The sequence below is a fragment of the Blastococcus sp. SYSU DS0539 genome, assembly GCF_054050855.1.
On the sequence record NZ_JBJHAF010000022.1, the window covers coordinates 19,052 to 37,304 of the forward strand.

An 18,253-nucleotide genomic window follows, 5' to 3' on the forward strand; every position below is an offset into this window, starting at 1 on the left:
TCCTGACTCGGCACCGCCTTCGGTGCTGCCCGCCTGCGCCGACGACGGCGCACCGAACGAGACGGACCCATGTCTTCAGTCCTGCCTGCCACCCCCAAGCCACGTCTGAGCCGTCCGGCCTGGCTCTCCCCGACCGTCGCCCGCACCGAGGTATTGGCCGGCATCGTGGTCGCGCTCGCGCTCATTCCTGAGGCGATCAGCTTCTCGATCCTCGCCGGGGTCGACCCGCGCGTGGGCCTGTTCTCCTCCTTCGTCATGGCGGTGGTCATCGCCTTCACCGGTGGCCGCCCGGCGATGATCACCGCCGCGACCGGCGCGATCGCCCTCGTCGTCGCCCCCCTGGCGCTGGAGTACGGCGTCCAGTACCTGTTCGCCGCGGTCATCCTCGGCGGCATCTTCCAGATCCTGCTCGCCGCCACGGGCGTCGCCCGGCTGATGCGGTTCATCCCGCGCAGCGTCATGGTCGGTTTCGTCAACGCGCTGGCGATCCTGATCTTCACCGCGCAGCTGCCGCAGCTGATCGACGTCCCGTGGCTGGTCTACCCGATGGTCGCCGCCGGGCTGGCGATCATTTTCCTGCTGCCCCGGCTGACGACCGCCGTGCCCCCGCCGCTGGTCGCGATCGTCGTTCTCACGACGCTGGCCGTGGCCGCCGGCTGGGACCTGCCCGACGTCGGCGGCGAGGGCGAGCTGCCCGACAGCCTGCCGTTCTTCCTCCTGCCCGATGTGCCGTTCTCCGTCGAGACGCTGAGCATCATCGCCCCCTACGCCCTCGGCGTGGCCTTCGTCGGGCTGATGGAGTCGCTCATGACGGCGAAGCTCGTCGACGACATCACCGACACCCACTCGGACAAGACCCGCGAGTCCTGGGGCCAGGGCGTGGCCAACATGGCGTCGGGCTTCTTCGGCGGCATGGGCGGCTGCGCCATGATCGGCCAGACGATGATCAACGTGAAGGCCTCGGGCGCCCGCACCCGGCTCTCGACCTTCCTGTCCGGGGTCTTCCTGCTGATCCTGGTGGTCGCCCTCGGCGACATCGTCAGCATCATCCCGATGGCCGCCCTGGTGGCCGTCATGATCTTCGTGTCGATCGCGACCTTCGACTGGCACAGCCTGCAGACCATCCACCGGATGCCCAAGAGCGAGACCACCGTGATGCTCGCGACGGTCGCGGTCACGCTGTTCACCCACAACCTGGCGATCGGTGTCGGCGTCGGCGTGCTCGTCGCCTGCGTGCTGTTCGCCCAGCGGATCGCCCACCTGGTGGACGTCGACCGCGTCGTCGGACCCGACGGCACGGCGCGCTACACCGTGGACGGCGCTCTCTTCTTCGCGTCGAGCAACGACCTCTACACGCAGTTCGAGTACGCCGACGACCCGGAGAACGTGGTCATCGACCTCTCCCGCGCCCACGTCTGGGACGCCTCCACGGTCGCCGCGCTCGACGCCATCACGCACAAGTACGAGACCCGCGGCAAGCACGTCGAGATCGTGGGTCTGCAGGGACACTCGGCCGACCGCTTCGACCGGCACACCGGTCAGCTCGCCGGTGGCCACTGATGCCCGCCACCGCCCGCACCGGGCTCCTCCAGATCGGTCAGGTCGCCGACCGCACCGGCCTGAGCCTGCGGACGATCCGCTTCTACGAGGAGAACGGGCTGGTGATCCCGACCGCCCGCTCGGAGGGTGGCTTCCGGCTCTACAGCGAGGAGGACGTCGCGCGCCTCGAGGTGATCAAACGGATGAAGCCGCTGGGTTTCACCCTCGAGGAGATGCAGGAGCTGCTGACCCTGCTGGCCGAACTCGACTCCGGCACCGGCGACCGCGCACAGGTCGTCGACCGGCTGAGGATGTTCCACGAGGCGGCCACCGCGCGCGTCACCGCCCTGAAGGAACAGCTCGCCGTGGCCGAGGGCTTCGCCGAGACCCTGTCCGCGCGCCTGGACGCCAGCCGCTGAACGCCGGCGCGTCCACCACCGCCCACGCGCACGCGAGAGGCCCCGGCCGGCGAACCGGCCAGGGCCTCTCCGCGGCCGGCTCGCCCGGCCGGCCGGTCCGTCAGACCCGGCTGCGCCGCCCGTAGCTGCCGGCCACGGCCGCCACCCCGAGCGCCGCGAAGCCGACCTGCAGAGCCAGCTCGATCCAGTCGATGCCCGCCGTGTCGGCCACACCGAGGGCACCGGCGACCAGGGTGCCGACGATCGCCGCCAGCACGCCGATCAGCAGGGTCAGCCAGATCGGGATCTTCTGTTTGCCGGGCACGACCAGGCGGCCGAGCGCGCCGATGATCAGACCGATGACCAGCGCGGTGATGATGCCGGTGATCTCCATGCCGAGTTCTCCTGTCGTCGGGGACAGCCGTGGGTGACGCGGCCGGTCAGACCCTCGTGTTGCGCTTCATCCAGCCGTAGGCGGCGGTGGCCAGGAACAGGACGACGCCGATGATCAGGAGCCAGAACAGCCCCTCGACCACGGCTCCGATGACGGCGAGCACCAGCCAGACGACCAGCAGCAGCGCGATGACACCGAGCACGGGCTTCTCCTTCTCGTCGGTTGTCGTGTTCCGGGCGCTTACCCCGTCGGCGCCGGCCCGCACCTGATCCACGCCGATCGACGCTCTCCCGTGACTCTCGGCGCCCCCCCTCCCCGCAGCAGCGCGCACCGGCCGGAACCCGGTTGTCCCGACCTGCCGGGGACCCCGATCGGGGCTACGGTTCGCGCCAGTCGTCGTCGGCCGGAGGTGCCCTGGTGCCCGAATCGATCGTCGTGGGTCTGGACGGCAGCGAGTCGAGCGGCCGCGCCGCCGATGCCGCCGCCGATGCCGCCCGCCGCCACGACCTGCGCCTGGTCCTGGCGTGCGTCGTCCCCTGGTCGCCGTACTCCTTCACCACCGCGGAGGAGAACGAACGCCGCCCCGTGGACAAGGCGCGGGAGACCGCCGCCGCCCAGGAGCGCGTGCTGGACCCCGTCATCGCCCGGCTCTCCGACCCCGGGGACCTCCCCGTCGAGGGGGTCGTGCGCCACGGTCACCCGGCGGAGACGCTGGTGAGCCTGGCCCGCGAGCACGATGCGGCCTGGATCACCGTCGGCCGGGTCGGGCAGAGCCGGGTGCGCACCCTGCTGTTCGGCTCGACGCCGAGCAGCCTCATCCAGCTCTCCCCCGTGCCCGTCCTGGTGGTGCCGTGATGGGGGCGCCGTCCGGAGCGGTCCTGGCCGCCACCTTCGACGAGCAGGTCGACGGGTTCTTCGCGCCGGTGTCCGACTGGATCACCACGATCGTCTTCTTCGCCGTCCCGCTGGACTTCATCGACGAGGGCGTGGTGCTCCCGCTCATCGTGGTGTGGCTGGTCATCGCCGGCCTCTTCTTCACCGTCTACCTCCGCGGCTTCCAGTTCCGCGCCTTCAAGCACGCGATCCAGCTCATCCGCGGCCGCTACGACGACCCCCGGGACGCCGGGGAGGTCACGCACTTCCAGGCGCTGGCCACCGCCGTGTCGGGCACCGTCGGGCTGGGCAACATCGCCGGCGTCGCGGTCGCCATCTCCCTCGGCGGTCCCGGCGCCACCCTGTGGATGATCATCGCCGGCCTGCTGGGCATGTGCACCAAGGGCGTCGAGTGCACCCTCGGGGTGAAGTACCGCAACGTGTACCCGGACGGCCGGGTCTCCGGCGGCCCGATGTACTACCTGACCAAGGGGCTCCGGGAGAAGAGCCCGCGGCTGGGCACCTTCGGCAAGGTGCTCGCCGTCCTGTTCTGCATCTTCACCCTCGGCGGGGCCGTCGGCGGCGGCAACATGTTCCAGGCCAACCAGGCGTTCAACCAGGCGCAGTCGGTCACCGGCGGCGACGACGGCCCGCTCGGGTTCGGCGCGGCCGGCGCGGTGTTCGGCTTCGTCCTGGCCCTGCTCGTCGGCGCGGTCATCATCGGCGGGATCCGCAGCATCGCCCGGGTCACCGACAAGCTCGTGCCGTTCATGGCGGTCTTCTACGTCATCGCCTGCCTCACCGTGCTGTTCGCCAACCTGACGGCGATCCCGGGGGCGATCTGGTCGATCATCTCCGAGGCGTTCACACCGGAGGCCGGCTACGGCGGCATCGTCGGGGTGCTCATCCAGGGCTTCCGCCGGGCGGCGTTCAGCAACGAGGCGGGCCTGGGGTCGGCGGCCATCGCGCACTCCGCGGTCAAGACGGAGGAGCCGGCCACCGAGGGGCACGTCGCCGTCCTCGAGCCGTTCATCGACACCGTGGTCATCTGCACGATGACCGCGCTCGCCATCGTCATCACCGGCACCTACGCCGACGACGCCAGCGACGCGGGCGTGGAGACGACGTCGGCGGCCTTCGAGACCGTCGTCGGCTGGTTCCCCATCGTCCTGGCGGTCGCGGTCATCCTCTTCGCCTACTCGACGATGCTGGCCTGGAGCTACTACGGGCTGAAGGCCGCGACCTACCTCTTCGGCGAGTCGATGATCGTCGACCGGACGTGGAAGCTCATCTTCTGCCTCTTCGTGATCATCGGCGCCTCGTCGACGCTGGACGCGGTGATCGGCTTCTCCGACAGCATGATCTTCCTGATGTCGCTGCCGAACATCATCGGGCTCTACCTGCTCGCCGGGGTGGTCAAGCGCGAGATCAACGGCTACCGCGCCCGGGTGGACAGCGGGGAGATCCTGCCGATGGCCGAGCGGACCTAGCCGACCCCCGGCGGATCCGGCTCGCGGGAGACCACCGTCAGCGGCAGCCGCAGGGCGCCCGGCGCCGCGGCAGGCACGACCGGACGGCGCGGTGGCACCGGCGGCACCGGCCGGTAGGTCTCTCCGGGGTCGGGTCGCGGATCGGCCTCGCCCGCGTTCGGCCACAGCGCCATCGCCCGCTCGGCCTGCGCGGTGATGGTCAGCGACGGGTTGACGCCCAGGTTCGCCGAGACCGCCGAGCCGTCGACGACCGACAGCCCCGGGTAGCCGTGCACCCGGTGGTACGGGTCGACGACGCCGGTCTCCGCCGTCGCCCCGATCGCGCAGCCGCCGAGGAAGTGCGCGGTCATCGGGATGCTCACCAGCTCGGTCGTGGCGCCGCCGGCATCACCGCCGATCTTCGCGGCGATCCGCCGGACGGCGTCGTGCCCGTCCGGGATCCACGAGGGCACCGGCTCCCCCGGCGCCGGCCGGCTGGTCAGCCGCCGGCCGAGCCGCCCCCTCCGCCCGGACACCACGATGCTGCTGCCCAGGCTCTGCATGACCAGCGCGATGACCGTCCAACGCCGTCCAGCTGTGCGGCGGGCTGGGGTACACGCGCGAGTCGGAGGTCGAGCGGCACTACCGCGACAGCCGGATCCACGGCCATCGGCGGCGGCACCAACGAGATCATGACCGAGATCGTCGCCAAGCTCCTCCTCGCCTGATCCGCGCTCGTCCGCGCCGGCGCGGTCAGCCGGCGGGGCGGGTGAAGGCCTCGATGATCGACTGCCAGTGCTCGACGTGCGGGCCGCTGCGCGAGGCGTCGGGCTGCAGCACGTAGGTGAGCGCCTGGCCGCGCATCGAGGTGAGCAGCACCTGGTAGACCGCCTCGGCCTGCGGGTGCTGCGCCACCCGCTCGCCGAACACCTCCATCGCCAGCGCCCGCAGCTGCACGCCCAGCCGGCGCTCGTGCGGGAGCAGCGCGGCCCGCAGCTCGGCGTCGGTGCGGGCGGCACCCCACAGCTCCATCGCCGCGACGAAGAGCTGGCCGTGGAACCGTTCCCAGACGAGCTCCACGCCCAGCCGGACCCGGGCGGCGGACTCGACCGGGAGGTCGGCGGCGGCCTGCCGGACGCTGGCGCTGAACTCCTCGTAGAGGTGGTCGACCGCGGCCAGTACGAGGTCCGCCTTCGCGGTGAACTGGTGGGTCAGCGCCCCCCGGGAGACCCCGGCCCGGCGCTGCACCTCCTGGGTGGTCGTGCGCGCGTACCCCAGCTCGACGAGCGACTCGACCGTCGCCCGCACCAGCGCGTCGCGCGTGCTCGCCCGGCGCTCGGCCTGGGTCCGGCGCACCGGAGCGGTGGTCACCTCGGCCTCCCCGCTCTCGACCATGACGGAAATCGTAGGGAGGACGGCGGAGCGGGGCGCCGCACTCCGGCGACGCCCCGCTCCCCCGTCCGCGTGCTCAGACCGACGCGGCCGCGCGCAGGCTGCCGGCGGGCACGGCCCGCTCCAGCAGCAGCGCCGGAGGGCGGAACCGCTCGCCGTAGCGGTCGGCCAGCTCGTCGGCGCGGGCCACGAAGCCGGCGACGCCGCCCGCGTACTGGTCGACGTACTGCAGGACGCCGCCGTACAGCGGCGGGAACCCGATGCCCATGATCGAGCCGATGTTGGCGTCCTCCACGGTGCGCAGCACCTGCTCCTCGAGGCAGCGCGCCGTCTCGACGGCCATGGCGAACAGCAGCCGCTCCTGGGCGTCGCGGAACGGCACCGCGTCGCTCGCCGGGAAGAGGTCGGCCAGCCCCGGCCACACCCGCTTCTCCGGCTGCCAGTCGAAGAAGCCGGTGCCGGCGGACTTGCCGGTGCGGCCGTGCTCGACCAGCGCCCGCAGCACCGCCAGCCCCGGGTGCTCCGCCGTCGACCCGGCCCGCGCCGCCTCCTCGTTGATCTTCAGCGGCAGGGTGAGCGTCACCTCGTCGAGCAGCGTCAGCGGGCCGGCGGGGAAGCCGGACCGCAGCGCCGCCCGCTCGATGCTCATCGGGGCCAGGCCCTCGGCCAGCAGCGCCGCGCCCTCCAGCACGAGCGTCCCGAACACCCGGCTGGTGAAGAAGCCGCGGCTGTCGGAGACGACGATCGGCGTCTTGCCGATCTGCCGGACGACGTCGTACGCGCGGGCCAGCGCCTCGTCCGAGGTCTGCTCCCCCACGATCAGCTCGACCAGCGGCATCTTGTCCACCGGCGAGAAGAAGTGCATGCCCACGACGTCGGCCCGTCGCTGCACGCCCTCGGCCAGGCCGGTGATCGGCAGCGTCGAGGTGTTCGACGCCAGCAGCGCACCCGGCGCCGCGTTCGCCTCCGCCTCGCTCAGCACGCGGTGCTTGAGCGCGGTGTCCTCGAAGACGGCCTCCACGATCACGTCGCAGCCGGCCAGGTCGGCGGCGTCGCCGGTGGGGGTGATCCGGGCCAGGAAGGCGTCGGCCTTCTCCAGAGTCATGCGGCCCCGGGAGACCTGCTTGCCGACGAGCCCGGCGACGTGCGCCTTGCCCTTCTCCGCGGCCTCGGTGCTGACGTCCTTGAGGACGACCTCCACCCCGGCCTTGGCGAACGAGTGCGCGATGCCGGCGCCCATCATCCCGGCGCCGAGCACGCCGACCTTGGCGGTACGGAACGTCTCCGCCACCTCCGGCCGGGAGTTGCCGCCGTTGATCCGGTTCAGGTCGAACCACAACGCCTGGATCATGTTGGTGGAGATCTGGCCGACGACGAGGTCGACGAAGTAGCGCCCCTCGACGGTGAACGCGGTGTCGACGTCGACCTGCAGGCTCTCGACCGCGGCGGAGAGGATCGCGTACGGCGCCGGGTAGGGCGCGCCCTTCAGCTGCTTGGTCAGGTTCGCGGGGAACGCCGGCAGGTTCACCGCCAGCGACGGCGACGACGGGGTGCCACCGGGCACCTTGTAGCCCTTGGTGTCCCACGGCTGCGCGGCGCCGGCGTTCGCCAGCACCCAGGCACGGGCCTTGGCCAGCAGCTCGTCGCGGTCGGCGGCGGTCTCGTGCACCAGCCCGAGCTTCAGCGCCTTGTCCGGCCGCACCTGCTGGCCCTGGAGCAGCAGCTCGAGCAGCGCCGTCGTCAGGCCGAGCAGCCGGACCGACCGCACGATCCCGCCGCCACCGGGCAGCAGGCCGAGGGTGACCTCGGGGAAGCCGAGCTTGACCTTCGGGTCGTCCAGGACGACGCGGTGGTGGGTGGCCAGCGCGATCTCCAGGCCACCGCCCAGCGCCGCCCCGTTGATCGCCGCCGCCACCGGCAGGCCGAGGGTCTCCAGCCGGCGCAGCTGGCTCTTGACCAGGGTGACCTGGGCGAGGACCTGGTCACGGGTCTCCGGCGTCGCCTGGATCAGGCTGCCGAGGTTGCCGCCGGCGAAAAAGGTCTTCTTCGCGCTGGTCAGCACGACGCCCCGGATGGTCTCCTTCTCGCGCTCGAGCCGGTCGATCGTCTCGCCCATCGACCGCACGTACGCGTCGTTCATGGTGTTCGCCGACGACGCGGGGTCGTCGAGGGTGAGGACGACGACGCCGTCGGCGTCGGCCTCCCAGCGGATGGTGCTGTCACTCACGAAAGATCTCCTCAGACTCGCTCGACGACGGTGGCGATGCCCATGCCGCCGCCGACGCACAGGGTGGCCAGGCCGTAGCGCAGGTCGCGCCGCTCGAGCTCGTCGACGAGCGAGCCCAGGATCATCGCGCCGGTGGCGCCCAGGGGGTGCCCCATCGAGATCGCGCCGCCGTTGACGTTGACCTGCTCGTGGCTGAAGCCGGTGTCGGCCATGAACCGCAGGACGACGGCGGCGAAGGCCTCGTTCATCTCGACCAGGTCGATGTCGTCGACGGTCAGCCCGGCGCGGTCCAGCGCCTTGAAGGTCGCCGGGGCCGGGCCGGTCAGCATGATCACCGGGTCGGCGCCGGAGACGGCGGTGCTGACGATGCGGGCGCGCGGGGTCAGCCCGTTGCGGGTGCCCGCCTCCTCCGTGCCGACGACGACCAGCGAGGCGCCGTCGACGATGCCGCTGGAGTTGCCTGCCGTGTGCACGTGGTCGATCCGCTCGACCCAGTGGTACTCGTTCAGCGCGACGGCGTCGAAGCCGCCCATGTCACCGATCCCGGCGAACGCGGAGGGCAGCGCGGCCAGCGACTCGACCGTCGTGCCCGGGCGGACGAGCTCGTCGGCGTCGAGGACGACGGTGCCGTTCTGGTCGGTCACCGGGACCACCGAGCGGTCGAAGTAGCCGTTGGACCACGCCTTGGCCGCGCGGGCGTGGGACTCGGCGGCGTAGGCGTCGACGTCCTCCCGGCTCCAGCCGGCGAGGGTCGCGATCAGGTCCGCGCCGATGCCCTGGGGCACGAAGCCGGTCCGCGCGGCGGTCTCGGGGTCCATCGCCCACGCGCCGCCGTCGGAGCCCATGGGCACCCGCGACATCGACTCGACGCCGCCGGCGAGGACGAGGTCCTCGAAGCCGGAGCGGACCTTCTGCGCGGCCAGGTTGACCGCCTCCAGGCCGGAGGCGCAGAACCGGTTGATCTGCACGCCGGCCACCGTGTCCGGCAGGCCGGCCGCCAGCGCGGCGGTCCGCGCGATCACCGCGCCCTGCTCGCCGACCGGGGAGACGACACCGAGCACGATGTCGTCGACCAGCGCCGGGTCCAGCCGGGGGTTGCGGTCGCGGACCGCGTCGATCAGACCGGTGGTCAGGCTGATCGGCTTGACCGAGTGCAGCCCACCGGTCTTCTTGCCCTTGCCGCGCGGGGTGCGCACGGCGTCGTAGATGAACGCCTCGGCGGTCATGCTCGTCCTCTCGTCTCGTTCGAGTGGTGACCGCACCGAGCTTTATCGCGATAAAGCGCAGGGCGGGATGGATGGCGTCAGACGCCGAGCGAGCGGCCGACGATCTCCTTCATGATCTCGGTCGTCCCGCCGTAGATGGTCTGGATGCGCGAGTCGACGAAGGCCTTGGCGACCGGGTACTCGAGCATGTAGCCGTAGCCGCCGTGCAGCTGGAGGCACCGGTCGATGACGCGCTTCTGCAGCTCCGTCGTCCACCACTTGGCCATCGCGGCGTCCTCGGCGGTGAACCGCCCGGCGTTGTGCTCGAGGATCGCCTTCTCCAGGTAGGTCTCGGCGACCGTCACCTCGGTGTGCATCTCGGCGAGCTGGAAGCGGGTGTTCTGGAAGCTCCCGATGGGCTTGCCGAAGGCGGTGCGGTCCTTGCAGTACTCGACGGTCAGGTCGAGCACGATCCGGGCGGAGGCGACGGCGCCGGCGGCGATGGAGAGCCGCTCCTGGGGCAGGTTCTCCATGAGGTGGAAGAAGCCGTGCCCCTCGGTGCCGAGCAGGTTGGCCGCCGGCACGCGCACGTCCTCGAAGAACAGCTCGGCGGTGTCCTGCGCCTTCAGGCCGACCTTGTCGAGGTTGCGCCCGCGCTCGAAGCCCGGCATGCCCCGCTCGACGACGAGGAGCGAGAAGCCGCGGGCACCGGCCTCGGGATCGGTGCGGGCGACGACGATGACCAGGTCGGCGTTGATGCCGTTGGTGATGAACGTCTTGCTCCCGTTGAGCACCCACTCGTCGCCGTCGCGGCGGGCCGTCGTCTTCAGGCCCTGGAGGTCGGAGCCGGCGCCCGGCTCGGTCATGGCGATCGCGGTGATGATCTCGCCGCTGACCACCCCGGGCAGCCAGCGCTGCTTCTGCTCGTCGGTGGTGAGCGCGGTCAGGTACGGCGCGACGACGTCGTTCTGCAGCGTGAAGCCGAGGCCGCTGGCCCCCACCCGGCTGATCTCGGCGGAGAGGATCGCGTTGTAGCGGAAGTCCTTGACCCCGCCGCCGCCGAACTCCTCGGGCACGTCCATGCCCAGCAGGCCCTGCTCGCCGGCCCGGAGCCACACCGAGCGGTCGACGACGCCGGCCTTCTCCCACTCCTCGTGGTGGGGGACGACCTCCTTGGCCAGGAAGTCCCGCAGCATCGCGCGGAACGACTCGTGCTCGGCCTCGTAGAGCGCGGACTGCACAGCAACCTCCGGTAGTTCGTGGATCCCCCGGCGATCACCGCACGGGGAACCCGAACATACAGACCACTCGTTCTGTATCTTTGTCCGCCACGTCACAGTCGCCGTGCCACCGTCAGGAGCCCGTCCGTGCAGGAGTACTCCAGCCCCACCGCGTTCCAGATCCCGCCCACCGCCGCCCTGCCCGATGCCGTCACCGAGCACGCCGCCTCCTCCCCGGACCGCGCGGCCTTCAGCCGCAACGTCGGGGGCAGCTGGGTGCCGGTCACCAGCCGGGAGTTCGCCGAGCAGGTCTCCGCGCTGGCCCGCGGCCTGATCGCCGCCGGGGTGGGTGCCGGCGACCGGGTCGGCATCCTGAGCAAGACCCGGTACGAGTGGACGCTGGCGGACTACGCGATCTGGACGGCGGGCGGCGTCGCCGTCCCCATCTACGAGACGTCGTCGGCCGAGCAGGCGCAGTGGATCCTGTCGGACTCCGGCGCCGTCGCCGTGGTCGTCGAGACCGGCGCCCACCGGGCGCTGGTGGAGTCGGTGCGGGACGGCATCCCCGGCCTGCGCGACGTCTGGGAGATCGACGCCGGCGACCTCGACGCCGTCGCGGCCCGCGCGGACGAGGTGCCCGAGCAGCAGCTGACCGACCGGCGGGCGACGCTCTCGGCGGACACGCTGGCCACGATCATCTACACCTCCGGGACGACCGGGCGGCCGAAGGGTTGCGAGCTGACCCACGGCAATCTGCTCTACGTCGCCGAGCTGGCCCCCACGGTCATCCCGGCCATGCGCGCCGAGGACGCCAGCTCCCTGCTGTTCCTGCCGCTGGCGCACGTGTTCGCCCGGATCATCGAGGTCAGCTGCGTGCAGAACGGCGCGCGCCTCGGGCACACCGGCGACCTGGCCCAGCTGCTGGCCGACCTCGGCACCTTCCAGCCGACCTTCCTGGTGGCCGTGCCGCGGGTCTTCGAGAAGGTCTACAACGGCGCCCGCCAGAAGGCGCACGCCGGTGGCAAGGGCGCGATCTTCGACCGCGCCGAGCGGGTGGCCGTGGCGTGGTCGAAGGCGCAGGACACCGGCGGTCCGGGGCTGGGCCTGAACCTGCAGCACAAGCTGTTCGACGCCCTCGTCTACGGCAAGCTGCGCGCGGCGATGGGCGGGAAGGTGGAGTACGCGCTGTCGGGCGGTGCGCCGCTGGGTGAGCGGCTGGGCCACTTCTTCCGCGGCATCGGCGTCACCATCCTCGAGGGCTACGGCCTGACCGAGACCACCGGGCCGGCCACCGTCAGCGGCCCCGAAGCCCTGAAGGTCGGCACGGTCGGCCGGCCGGCACCGGGGTCGTCGGTCCGGATCGCCGAGTACGGCGAGATCCAGGTGCGCGGGCCGCAGGTGTTCACCGGCTACTGGAACAACCCGCAGGCCACGGCCGAGACGATGCAGGACGGCTGGTTCGCCACCGGTGACATCGGCGAGATCGACGACGAGGGCTACGTGACCATCACCGGCCGGATCAAGGAGCTCATCGTGACGGCGGGCGGGAAGAACGTCTCCCCCGCCGTCCTCGAGGACAAGATCCGGGCGCACCCGCTGGTCAGCCAGTGCATGGTCGTCGGCGACAACAAGCCGTTCATCGGCGCCCTCATCACCCTCGACGTCGAGGCGCTGCCGGCCTGGCTGGAGAGCAAGGGGCGCCCGGCGGACACCCCGCTGGCGGACCTGGTCGACGACCCGGAGATGCGGGCCGAGATCCAGGCCGCCGTCGACGCCGCCAACAAGCAGGTGTCGACGGCGGAGTCGATCCGGTCCTTCGAGATCCTCCCGGTGGAGTGGACGGTGGAGGGCGGCCAGCTGACGCCGTCGCTGAAGCTCAAGCGGTCGGTGGTCATGAAGGAGTTCGCCGGCGAGGTCGAGCGGATCTACGCCGGCTGACCCGGTCGGCCCGTCCGGAAAGCCCCTGTCCGCACCGTCGGACGGGGGCCCTCCCGCATTTCTGCCCCGATCGGCGACGGGTGGGACCGCTGTGACGGGTGCGGCCGACACGTGCCCGGCGGTGGTGGCGCAGCGGGCGGAAGCCTCGGACCCTGGTCGGCATGACCAGCGTCTACGCGTACGGCACGGCACACGCGGTCGTCATGGTCGGTTCCTTCGGGGCCGAAGGCCTGGCGCCCCGGCAGATCGGGCCGGCGCACGCGACGATCGGCCGGGTGAGCGGGCAGAGCCGCAAGGCGCTGTGCGGCGCCTACGTCTCCATCGACGAGCAGCTGCCGTGGCCTCCGGAGGGCTACGAGGACACCCAGCTCTGCCCCAACTGCGCCACCCTCGCCGCGCTCTGACCCACCCTCGCCCGGGTCAGCCGCCGGCGACCGACGGCAGCACCTGGACGACGGCGCCGTCGCGTACCGCCGTCGCCAGCCCGGCCTGCCAGCGCACGTCCTCCCCGTCGACGTAGACGTTGACGAACCGGCGCACCGCGCCCGCCTCGTCCCGGATCCGGCGGCCGAGCACCGGGTGCCGGTCGGCCAGCGCGTCCAGCACCGCCGCCAGCGTGGCGCCGTCGGGCTGGACGTCGACGTGCCGGGCACCCCCGGCCAGGTCGGCCAGCGCGCCGGGGAGCACCACCTCGACGCTCATGCCGCCCTCCTCACGGCAGCCGCGCGGCCCGGACGACGAGCACGTCGGGCAGGTGCCGGGCCACGGTGGTGAAGGTGTCGCCCTCGTCGGCGCTGGCGTAGACGCAGCCGTCCCGGGTGCCGACGTAGAGGCCGGTGGTCTCGTGGTCGTCGGTGCAGAACGCGTCCCGCAGCACGGCGGTCCACGAATCCTCGGGCAGTCCGGCACCCACCTCGGTCCAGCTGGAGCCGGCGTCCCGGGTGCGGTGGACGCGCAGCCGGCCGTCCGGGGGCACGCGCTGCATGTCGGCGACCAGCGGGACGACCCAGGCGGTGCCCGGCGTGGCCGGCGAGGCGGCGATCGGGAAGCCGAAGTCGGCGGGCAGCCCCGCTGCGATCGACGTCCACGAGCCGCCGCCGTCGTCGGTGCGGAAGACGCCGAAGTGGTTCTGCGCGTACATCCGGCGCGGATCGCCGGCGTCGACGGCGACCTTGTGCACGCACTGGCCGTACTCGGGCGGCTCGGGGAGGAACACCGCACTGATCCCGCGGTTGCGCGGCGTCCACCCGGTCGCGCCGTCGTCGCTGACGTACACCCCGCCGGTGCTCATGGCGACCGTGACCCGGTCGGTGGCGGCGTCGGGCAGCACGGTGTGCACCGCTCCCCCGCCGGCGCCGGGCTCCCAGGTGGGCCGGTGCGGGTGGTCCCACAGCCCGCGCACCAGCGAGAAGCTGCAGCCGCCGTCGGTGCTGCGCCACAGCGACTGCGGCTCGCAGCCGGCCCAGACGACGTCCGTCCGGTCCGCGGTGTCCGGTCGCAGCTGCCACACCCGGCCGAGTGCGGCGCCGGTGTCCGCGGGGAAGCGGATCGCGCCGGAGTCGGTCTCGTGCCAGCTCCCGCCCAGGTCGTCGGACCAAGTGACGCTCGGCCCCCAGTGGCCGTACTGCACCCCGGCGAGCAGCCGCGGCGTCGCCTGGCGCGTGTCGATCGACACCGCCGCGACCTCCTGCGACAGCAGGTGCGGCCCGTCGAGGGTCCAGGTCCGGCGGTCGTCGTCGCTGCGGGCCAGCCACAGCCCCTTGCGCGTCCCGATGGCCAGCAGATCGGTCATGGCACCCCTCCGGTTCGGCGGTCTCGGGGGTAGGACCGCGGCCGGGGCGAGAACTGAGCGGTGGGCTCAGCGACGGGTGGCGCCGCCCTCGGGGTGGGGGTGCTGCCCGTCGGCGACGACGTCGGGGGCGAGCCGCTCCGCCTCGGCCCGCAGCCGCTCGGCGGCCGAGCGGTCCTCCTCGGCGCCGGCGGCACGCTTGCGGGCCTCCTGCTCGGCGCGCGCGGCGCGCTCCTGCACCTCGGCGAGCTCCCGGCGGGCTCGGGCCGCCTGCTCCTCGGCGAGGGCCTGCTCCTTGTCCGCGCGGGCCGCCCGGACCTGCGCCTCCTGGAGGTTCTCCCGCGCCTGGTCGCGCTGCTGCGCCGTCCGGCGCACCCGGGAGGAACGGTTACCCCTGGTGTACGCGAGCGCCGCCAGGGCGAGCAGCACCAGAACCACGACGACGATCAGCACGATCAGCCAGGTGTCCACGGCAATCCTCCTCGGTGTCGGGGAGGTCAATGCCCCTGGTCAGGCGCGCGAAACGCCGTCACCGGGCGGCGCGCGCTCACGTCAGGGCGCTGCCGGCCTGCCACTCGTCCCACGGGATCGCCCAGTCGTAGATGGCGCCGTCGGCGGCCGAGAGCGTCGGTCCGAGGGAGTTCACGATCTCCACGACGTCGCCGGGCCGGGAGAACTCGTAGAACCACCTCGCCCGCTCGGTGGAGAGGTTGATGCAGCCATGCGAGACGTTCTCCCGCCCCTGCTGCTCGACCGACCACGGGGCCGCGTGCACGAACTCGCCGTTGTCGTTCAGCCGGACGGCGTACTCGACGGGGGTGCGGTAGCCGTCCGGGCTGTCGACCGGGGTGCCGTAGGTGCTGGAGTCCATGACCCGGTTCCGGTTGAGCTCGGTGACGACGTGGGCGCCGTTGCGGCTCGGGAAGTCGGGCCCGCCGGCGCTCATCGGGTAGGTCTGCACCAGCTCGTCGCCGTCGTAGACCTTCATGGTGTGGGCGGCCGCGTCGGCGACCGAGACGTGCCGCTCGCCCACGGAGAAGGACACCGAGCGGTCCTTCTCCCCCCACACGCCGTCGCCGAAGTCGACGCCGTAGAGGTCGGCGTCGAGGGTGACCTCGATGTTCGCCGGCCAGTAGGTCGACGGGCGGAAGTGCACCTCGCTGTCGCTGAACCAGCTCCAGACGCCGTCGGTGGGTGTCGTGCTGGTCACCCGCAGGTGGCTCTCGACGGCGGCCTTGTCGGCGACCGGCTCGTCGAAGTAGACGCGGATCGGCATGCCGACGCCGACGGTCTGGCCGTCGAGGGGGCCGATGCCCGGGGTGGAGAGCGTCTGCGGGTCGACCGTCGTGAAGGTGGACGTCGCCGTCGTCTCCTCCGCGTCGGCGTTGGTGGCGGTGGCGCTCAGCGTGTAGCTGGTGCCGTAGGCGAGCGGCGTCTCCGGCGTCCAGACCTGCGCGCCGTCGTCCGCGGGGGCGTCCCCGCCGGCCGCCTGCTCGTCGGTCACGGCACCGGGCACGGCGGTCCCGGCGCCGTCGGTGACGGCCACCTCGGCCAGCTCCCCGTCGGTCACCGAGATCTCCAGCGGGACCACGGGCGAGACGTCGACCGCCCCGTCGGCGACCGCGAGCTCGATCGTCGCCGGCTCGGCCGCGGGGGCCTCCCGGTCGCCGGACCCGCCGGCGTCCTGCCCGCTGCACCCGGCCAGGAAGACCAGCGCCCCGGTGGCGATCACTGCGGCTGTCCGTCGCACCAGTTCCGATTCCTCTCCCCCACCCCGCCCGAAGATGACGGGGAACATCCCCACCAGTGTCCACGCCGGGACGACGCCGGAGAGTGCGGTCGGTCACGATCCGCGGACGCTGCGCTCGGGCCCGTGGGGTGCCGTTCCTGCACGTCGCCCTCCCGGACCAGACCCGGCGTGGCCACGCGAGCATCCGGCGAGGAGCCGTGGCGAAGAGCACGCTCCCCCGCCACCGGCGGACGGCCGCGGCGCTGGTATCGTTCTCCCTCGTTGCCCCGGCACGCCGGGCGCACCGCGCCATTAGCTCAATTGGCAGAGCAGCTGACTCTTAATCAGCGGGTTCGGGGTTCGAGTCCCTGATGGCGCACCACGATCGACCAGCGGCTTCGCCCTCCGGGGCGGGGCCGCTTCGTCGTTCCGCGTCCGGGACCGGCGGGGGCGACTGCACCCGCGCGGGACGGCGCCACCGAGGCGTCCACCCTCGTCGCCGTACCAATTCGCTACTGACCGTGGCGAGTTGCTTGCACCGCGGTTACGGGACACGCCAGTATCGCGACATGGCCGAGCGGCTGTTCCGGTGGTGGCGGATCCGCTGCGCGCGCCGCTGGGCCGAGCTGAACGCACCATCGGCGCGTCCCGCGGCCGGCGCCCAGCCGGCGGACGGCCTCCTCCGGCCGAGTGCGGCGGCCTGACGCGCGCGTCGCCGCGCCGACTCCCGGTCAGCGGGTCCGGATTCCCAATCGCGCAACGTCCCCGCCCTGACCAGCGGCGACGCCCCCGGGCGTCGCCGCGCCGTCGTTCCCACCCTCGGGTGGCGACGCGCCGCGACGGGGGCGGGCCGACGGGCACGGGGCCGTAGGGTCGCCCGGTGATCTGGAAGCGCGCCGTGTTCGCGCTCTTCGCCGTGGCAGCGGGCACCAACGTCCCCACCCCCCTGCTGCTGGTCTACCAGGAGCGACTGGGCCTCTCGGCCGAGGTGCTCACCGCGCTGTTCGGCTGCTACGCGGCCGGGCTCGTCCCCGCCCTCCTGCTGGCCGGGCCGCTGTCCGATCGCCTCGGCCGCCGGAAGGTCGCGATCCCCGGCATCGTCCTCTCGGGCCTGGCCTCGCTCGCCTTCGCGGCGGCGGGCGACTCGCTGACCCTGCTGTTCGGCGCCCGCTTCCTCCAGGGGGTCGTCAGCGGCATCGTCTTCAGCGTCGGCAGCGCCTGGGTGGGCGAGCTGTCGCTCGCGTCCGGGGAAGGCGCCGGCGGGCGGCGAGCCGCCTTCGCGATGACCGCCGGCTTCTCGCTGGGCCCGCTCACCAGCGGGCTGCTCGGTCAGTACGCGCCGTGGCCCACCGTGCTGTCGTACCTGGTGCACACCGTGCTGGTCGCCGTCGGGCTGGCCTTCGCCCTGCGGCTGCCCGAGACGGTCGACCTGCAGCGGAACCGGCCGACCGGGACGGACGCGGCACCCGCCGCACCGCTGATCCGGCCGGGTGACGGCGTGCTGCTGGTGACCGTGCTCGCGCCGGTGGCGGTGTGCGTCTACGCCTTCCCGTCCACGATCATCTCCGCCGTCCCGCTGCTGGCGGACCTGCCCGACGCCGGCGTCGCGGTCACCGGCGTGCTGGCCGGCGTGACCCTCGGCGCCGGGACGGTCGTCGCCGGCCTGCAACGTCGGCTGGGGACGTGGACCGCCGTCGTCGGCACCGCGCTCGGCGCGCTCGGCTTCGGCTGCGCCGCGTCGTTCACCCTGACGGGTGCACTGCCCTGGCTGGTCGTCGCCGCTCCGCTGCTGGGTGCGGGCGGCGGGCTGTGCCTCGCCGCCGGGCTGACGCTCACCGCGCGGCTGGCCCCGCCGGCCCGCCTCGGCGCATTGACCTCGCTGTTCCTGGCCTGCGCCTACCTCGGGTTCGCCGCGCCCTACGTCATGGCGGTGGCCGCGCGGGCGACGGCGGCGCCGCTGCCGCTGGCCGTGGCGGGCGCGGTGACCGCGCTGCTCGCCCTCCGCCTCCTGCCCGTCGCCCGCGCCCAGAGGTTGTGACGACGCAGCGGCGCCCCCTCCCACGTGGGTGGGAGGGGGCGC

At 72.7% G+C, this 18,253-nt stretch carries 19 protein-coding genes and 1 tRNA gene; 9 read left to right on the forward strand and 11 right to left on the reverse strand.

The window, feature by feature from the left end; all coding sequences use genetic code 11:
• The first annotated feature begins 69 nt into the window (after positions 1–69).
• Both ACI790_RS19430 and ACI790_RS19435 read left to right on the forward strand, forming a co-directional pair.
• Positions 70–1,560 carry a SulP family inorganic anion transporter gene (locus ACI790_RS19430; RefSeq protein ID WP_456571432.1) on the forward strand — a complete coding sequence of 497 codons (1,491 nt, stop codon included), beginning with the start codon at positions 70–72 and terminating at the stop codon, positions 1,558–1,560.
• Positions 1,560–1,958 carry a MerR family transcriptional regulator gene (locus ACI790_RS19435; protein ID WP_456571433.1) on the forward strand — a complete coding sequence of 133 codons (399 nt, stop codon included), beginning with the start codon at positions 1,560–1,562 and terminating at the stop codon, positions 1,956–1,958. The genes ACI790_RS19430 and ACI790_RS19435 overlap by 1 nt, the downstream gene beginning before the upstream one ends.
• A gap of 100 nt (positions 1,959–2,058) precedes the next feature.
• Here ACI790_RS19435 and ACI790_RS19440 read toward each other — a convergent pair whose 3' ends face one another.
• Together ACI790_RS19440 and ACI790_RS19445 are read right to left on the reverse strand one after the other, a co-directional pair.
• On the reverse strand, positions 2,059–2,331 hold the full coding sequence (locus ACI790_RS19440) for a GlsB/YeaQ/YmgE family stress response membrane protein (protein WP_456571434.1): 273 nt from the start codon (positions 2,329–2,331) through the stop codon (positions 2,059–2,061).
• Positions 2,332–2,377: 46 nt separating this feature from the next.
• Entirely contained in the window at positions 2,378–2,605 is a 228-nt protein-coding gene (locus ACI790_RS19445; protein ID WP_456571435.1) for a hypothetical protein, read from the reverse strand.
• A 143-nt stretch (positions 2,606–2,748) separates the two neighbouring features.
• Here ACI790_RS19445 and ACI790_RS19450 point away from each other — a divergent pair, with 143 nt between their 5' ends.
• Positions 2,749–3,186: a universal stress protein gene (locus tag ACI790_RS19450; protein WP_456571436.1), complete on the forward strand. Its 438-nt coding sequence runs from the start codon at positions 2,749–2,751 to the stop codon at positions 3,184–3,186.
• Positions 3,186–4,694, forward strand: coding sequence for an alanine/glycine:cation symporter family protein (locus ACI790_RS19455; protein ID WP_456571437.1), 1,509 nt, complete (start codon positions 3,186–3,188; stop codon positions 4,692–4,694). Before ACI790_RS19450 ends, ACI790_RS19455 begins: the two co-directional genes overlap by 1 nt.
• Here the strand turns inward: ACI790_RS19455 and ACI790_RS19460 are convergent.
• Complete coding sequence (locus ACI790_RS19460; protein ID WP_456571438.1) at positions 4,691–5,236, reverse strand: GMC oxidoreductase; 546 nt, start codon at positions 5,234–5,236, stop codon at positions 4,691–4,693. The two genes, ACI790_RS19455 and ACI790_RS19460, sit on opposite strands and share 4 nt — an antisense overlap.
• Positions 5,237–5,268: 32 nt before the next feature.
• Here ACI790_RS19460 and ACI790_RS19465 point away from each other — a divergent pair, with 32 nt between their 5' ends.
• Positions 5,269–5,517: a hypothetical protein gene (locus ACI790_RS19465; RefSeq protein ID WP_456571451.1), complete on the forward strand. Its 249-nt coding sequence runs from the start codon at positions 5,269–5,271 to the stop codon at positions 5,515–5,517.
• Here ACI790_RS19465 and ACI790_RS19470 read toward each other — a convergent pair.
• From ACI790_RS19470 to ACI790_RS19485, 4 genes are all read right to left on the reverse strand, one after another.
• The gene (locus tag ACI790_RS19470; RefSeq protein ID WP_456571439.1) at positions 5,427–6,068 is read right to left on the reverse strand and encodes a TetR/AcrR family transcriptional regulator; all 642 of its coding nucleotides are present in this window, start codon (positions 6,066–6,068) and stop codon (positions 5,427–5,429) included. The two genes, ACI790_RS19465 and ACI790_RS19470, sit on opposite strands and share 91 nt — an antisense overlap.
• A 73-nt stretch (positions 6,069–6,141) precedes the next feature.
• Positions 6,142–8,292: a 3-hydroxyacyl-CoA dehydrogenase NAD-binding domain-containing protein gene (locus tag ACI790_RS19475; protein ID WP_456571440.1), complete on the reverse strand. Its 2,151-nt coding sequence runs from the start codon at positions 8,290–8,292 to the stop codon at positions 6,142–6,144.
• 11 nt (positions 8,293–8,303) lie between these two features.
• Positions 8,304–9,518, reverse strand: a complete 1,215-nt coding sequence (locus ACI790_RS19480) for an acetyl-CoA C-acetyltransferase (protein ID WP_456571441.1) — start codon at positions 9,516–9,518, stop codon at positions 8,304–8,306.
• A gap of 77 nt (positions 9,519–9,595) precedes the next feature.
• Positions 9,596–10,738 (reverse strand): acyl-CoA dehydrogenase family protein, encoded by a 1,143-nt coding sequence (locus ACI790_RS19485; RefSeq protein ID WP_456571442.1) that lies wholly within the window; start codon positions 10,736–10,738, stop codon positions 9,596–9,598.
• A gap of 126 nt (positions 10,739–10,864) precedes the next feature.
• Here ACI790_RS19485 and ACI790_RS19490 point away from each other — a divergent pair, with 126 nt between their 5' ends.
• The gene (locus tag ACI790_RS19490; protein WP_456571443.1) at positions 10,865–12,655 is read left to right on the forward strand and encodes an AMP-dependent synthetase/ligase; all 1,791 of its coding nucleotides are present in this window, start codon (positions 10,865–10,867) and stop codon (positions 12,653–12,655) included.
• Between the two features lie 161 nt (positions 12,656–12,816).
• Positions 12,817–13,059, forward strand: coding sequence for a hypothetical protein (locus ACI790_RS19495; protein ID WP_456571444.1), 243 nt, complete (start codon positions 12,817–12,819; stop codon positions 13,057–13,059).
• A gap of 16 nt (positions 13,060–13,075) precedes the next feature.
• Here the strand turns inward: ACI790_RS19495 and ACI790_RS19500 are convergent, their stop codons facing one another.
• The 4 genes from ACI790_RS19500 to ACI790_RS19515 form a co-directional block, all read right to left on the reverse strand.
• On the reverse strand, positions 13,076–13,357 hold the full coding sequence (locus ACI790_RS19500; protein ID WP_456571445.1) for a ubiquitin-like small modifier protein 1: 282 nt from the start codon (positions 13,355–13,357) through the stop codon (positions 13,076–13,078).
• 10 nt (positions 13,358–13,367) lie between these two features.
• On the reverse strand, positions 13,368–14,447 hold the full coding sequence (locus tag ACI790_RS19505) for an exo-alpha-sialidase (RefSeq protein WP_456571446.1): 1,080 nt from the start codon (positions 14,445–14,447) through the stop codon (positions 13,368–13,370).
• 66 nt (positions 14,448–14,513) lie between these two features.
• Positions 14,514–14,915, reverse strand: coding sequence for a hypothetical protein (locus ACI790_RS19510; RefSeq protein WP_456571447.1), 402 nt, complete (start codon positions 14,913–14,915; stop codon positions 14,514–14,516).
• A gap of 76 nt (positions 14,916–14,991) precedes the next feature.
• The gene (locus ACI790_RS19515) at positions 14,992–16,176 is read right to left on the reverse strand and encodes a L,D-transpeptidase (protein ID WP_456571448.1); all 1,185 of its coding nucleotides are present in this window, start codon (positions 16,174–16,176) and stop codon (positions 14,992–14,994) included.
• 303 nt (positions 16,177–16,479) lie between these two features.
• Here ACI790_RS19515 and ACI790_RS19520 point away from each other — a divergent pair.
• Positions 16,480–16,555: transfer RNA gene (locus tag ACI790_RS19520), tRNA-Lys, on the forward strand.
• 498 nt (positions 16,556–17,053) lie between these two features.
• Complete coding sequence (locus ACI790_RS19525; protein ID WP_456571449.1) at positions 17,054–18,211, forward strand: MFS transporter; 1,158 nt, start codon at positions 17,054–17,056, stop codon at positions 18,209–18,211.
• Positions 18,212–18,253: the final 42 nt, after the last annotated feature.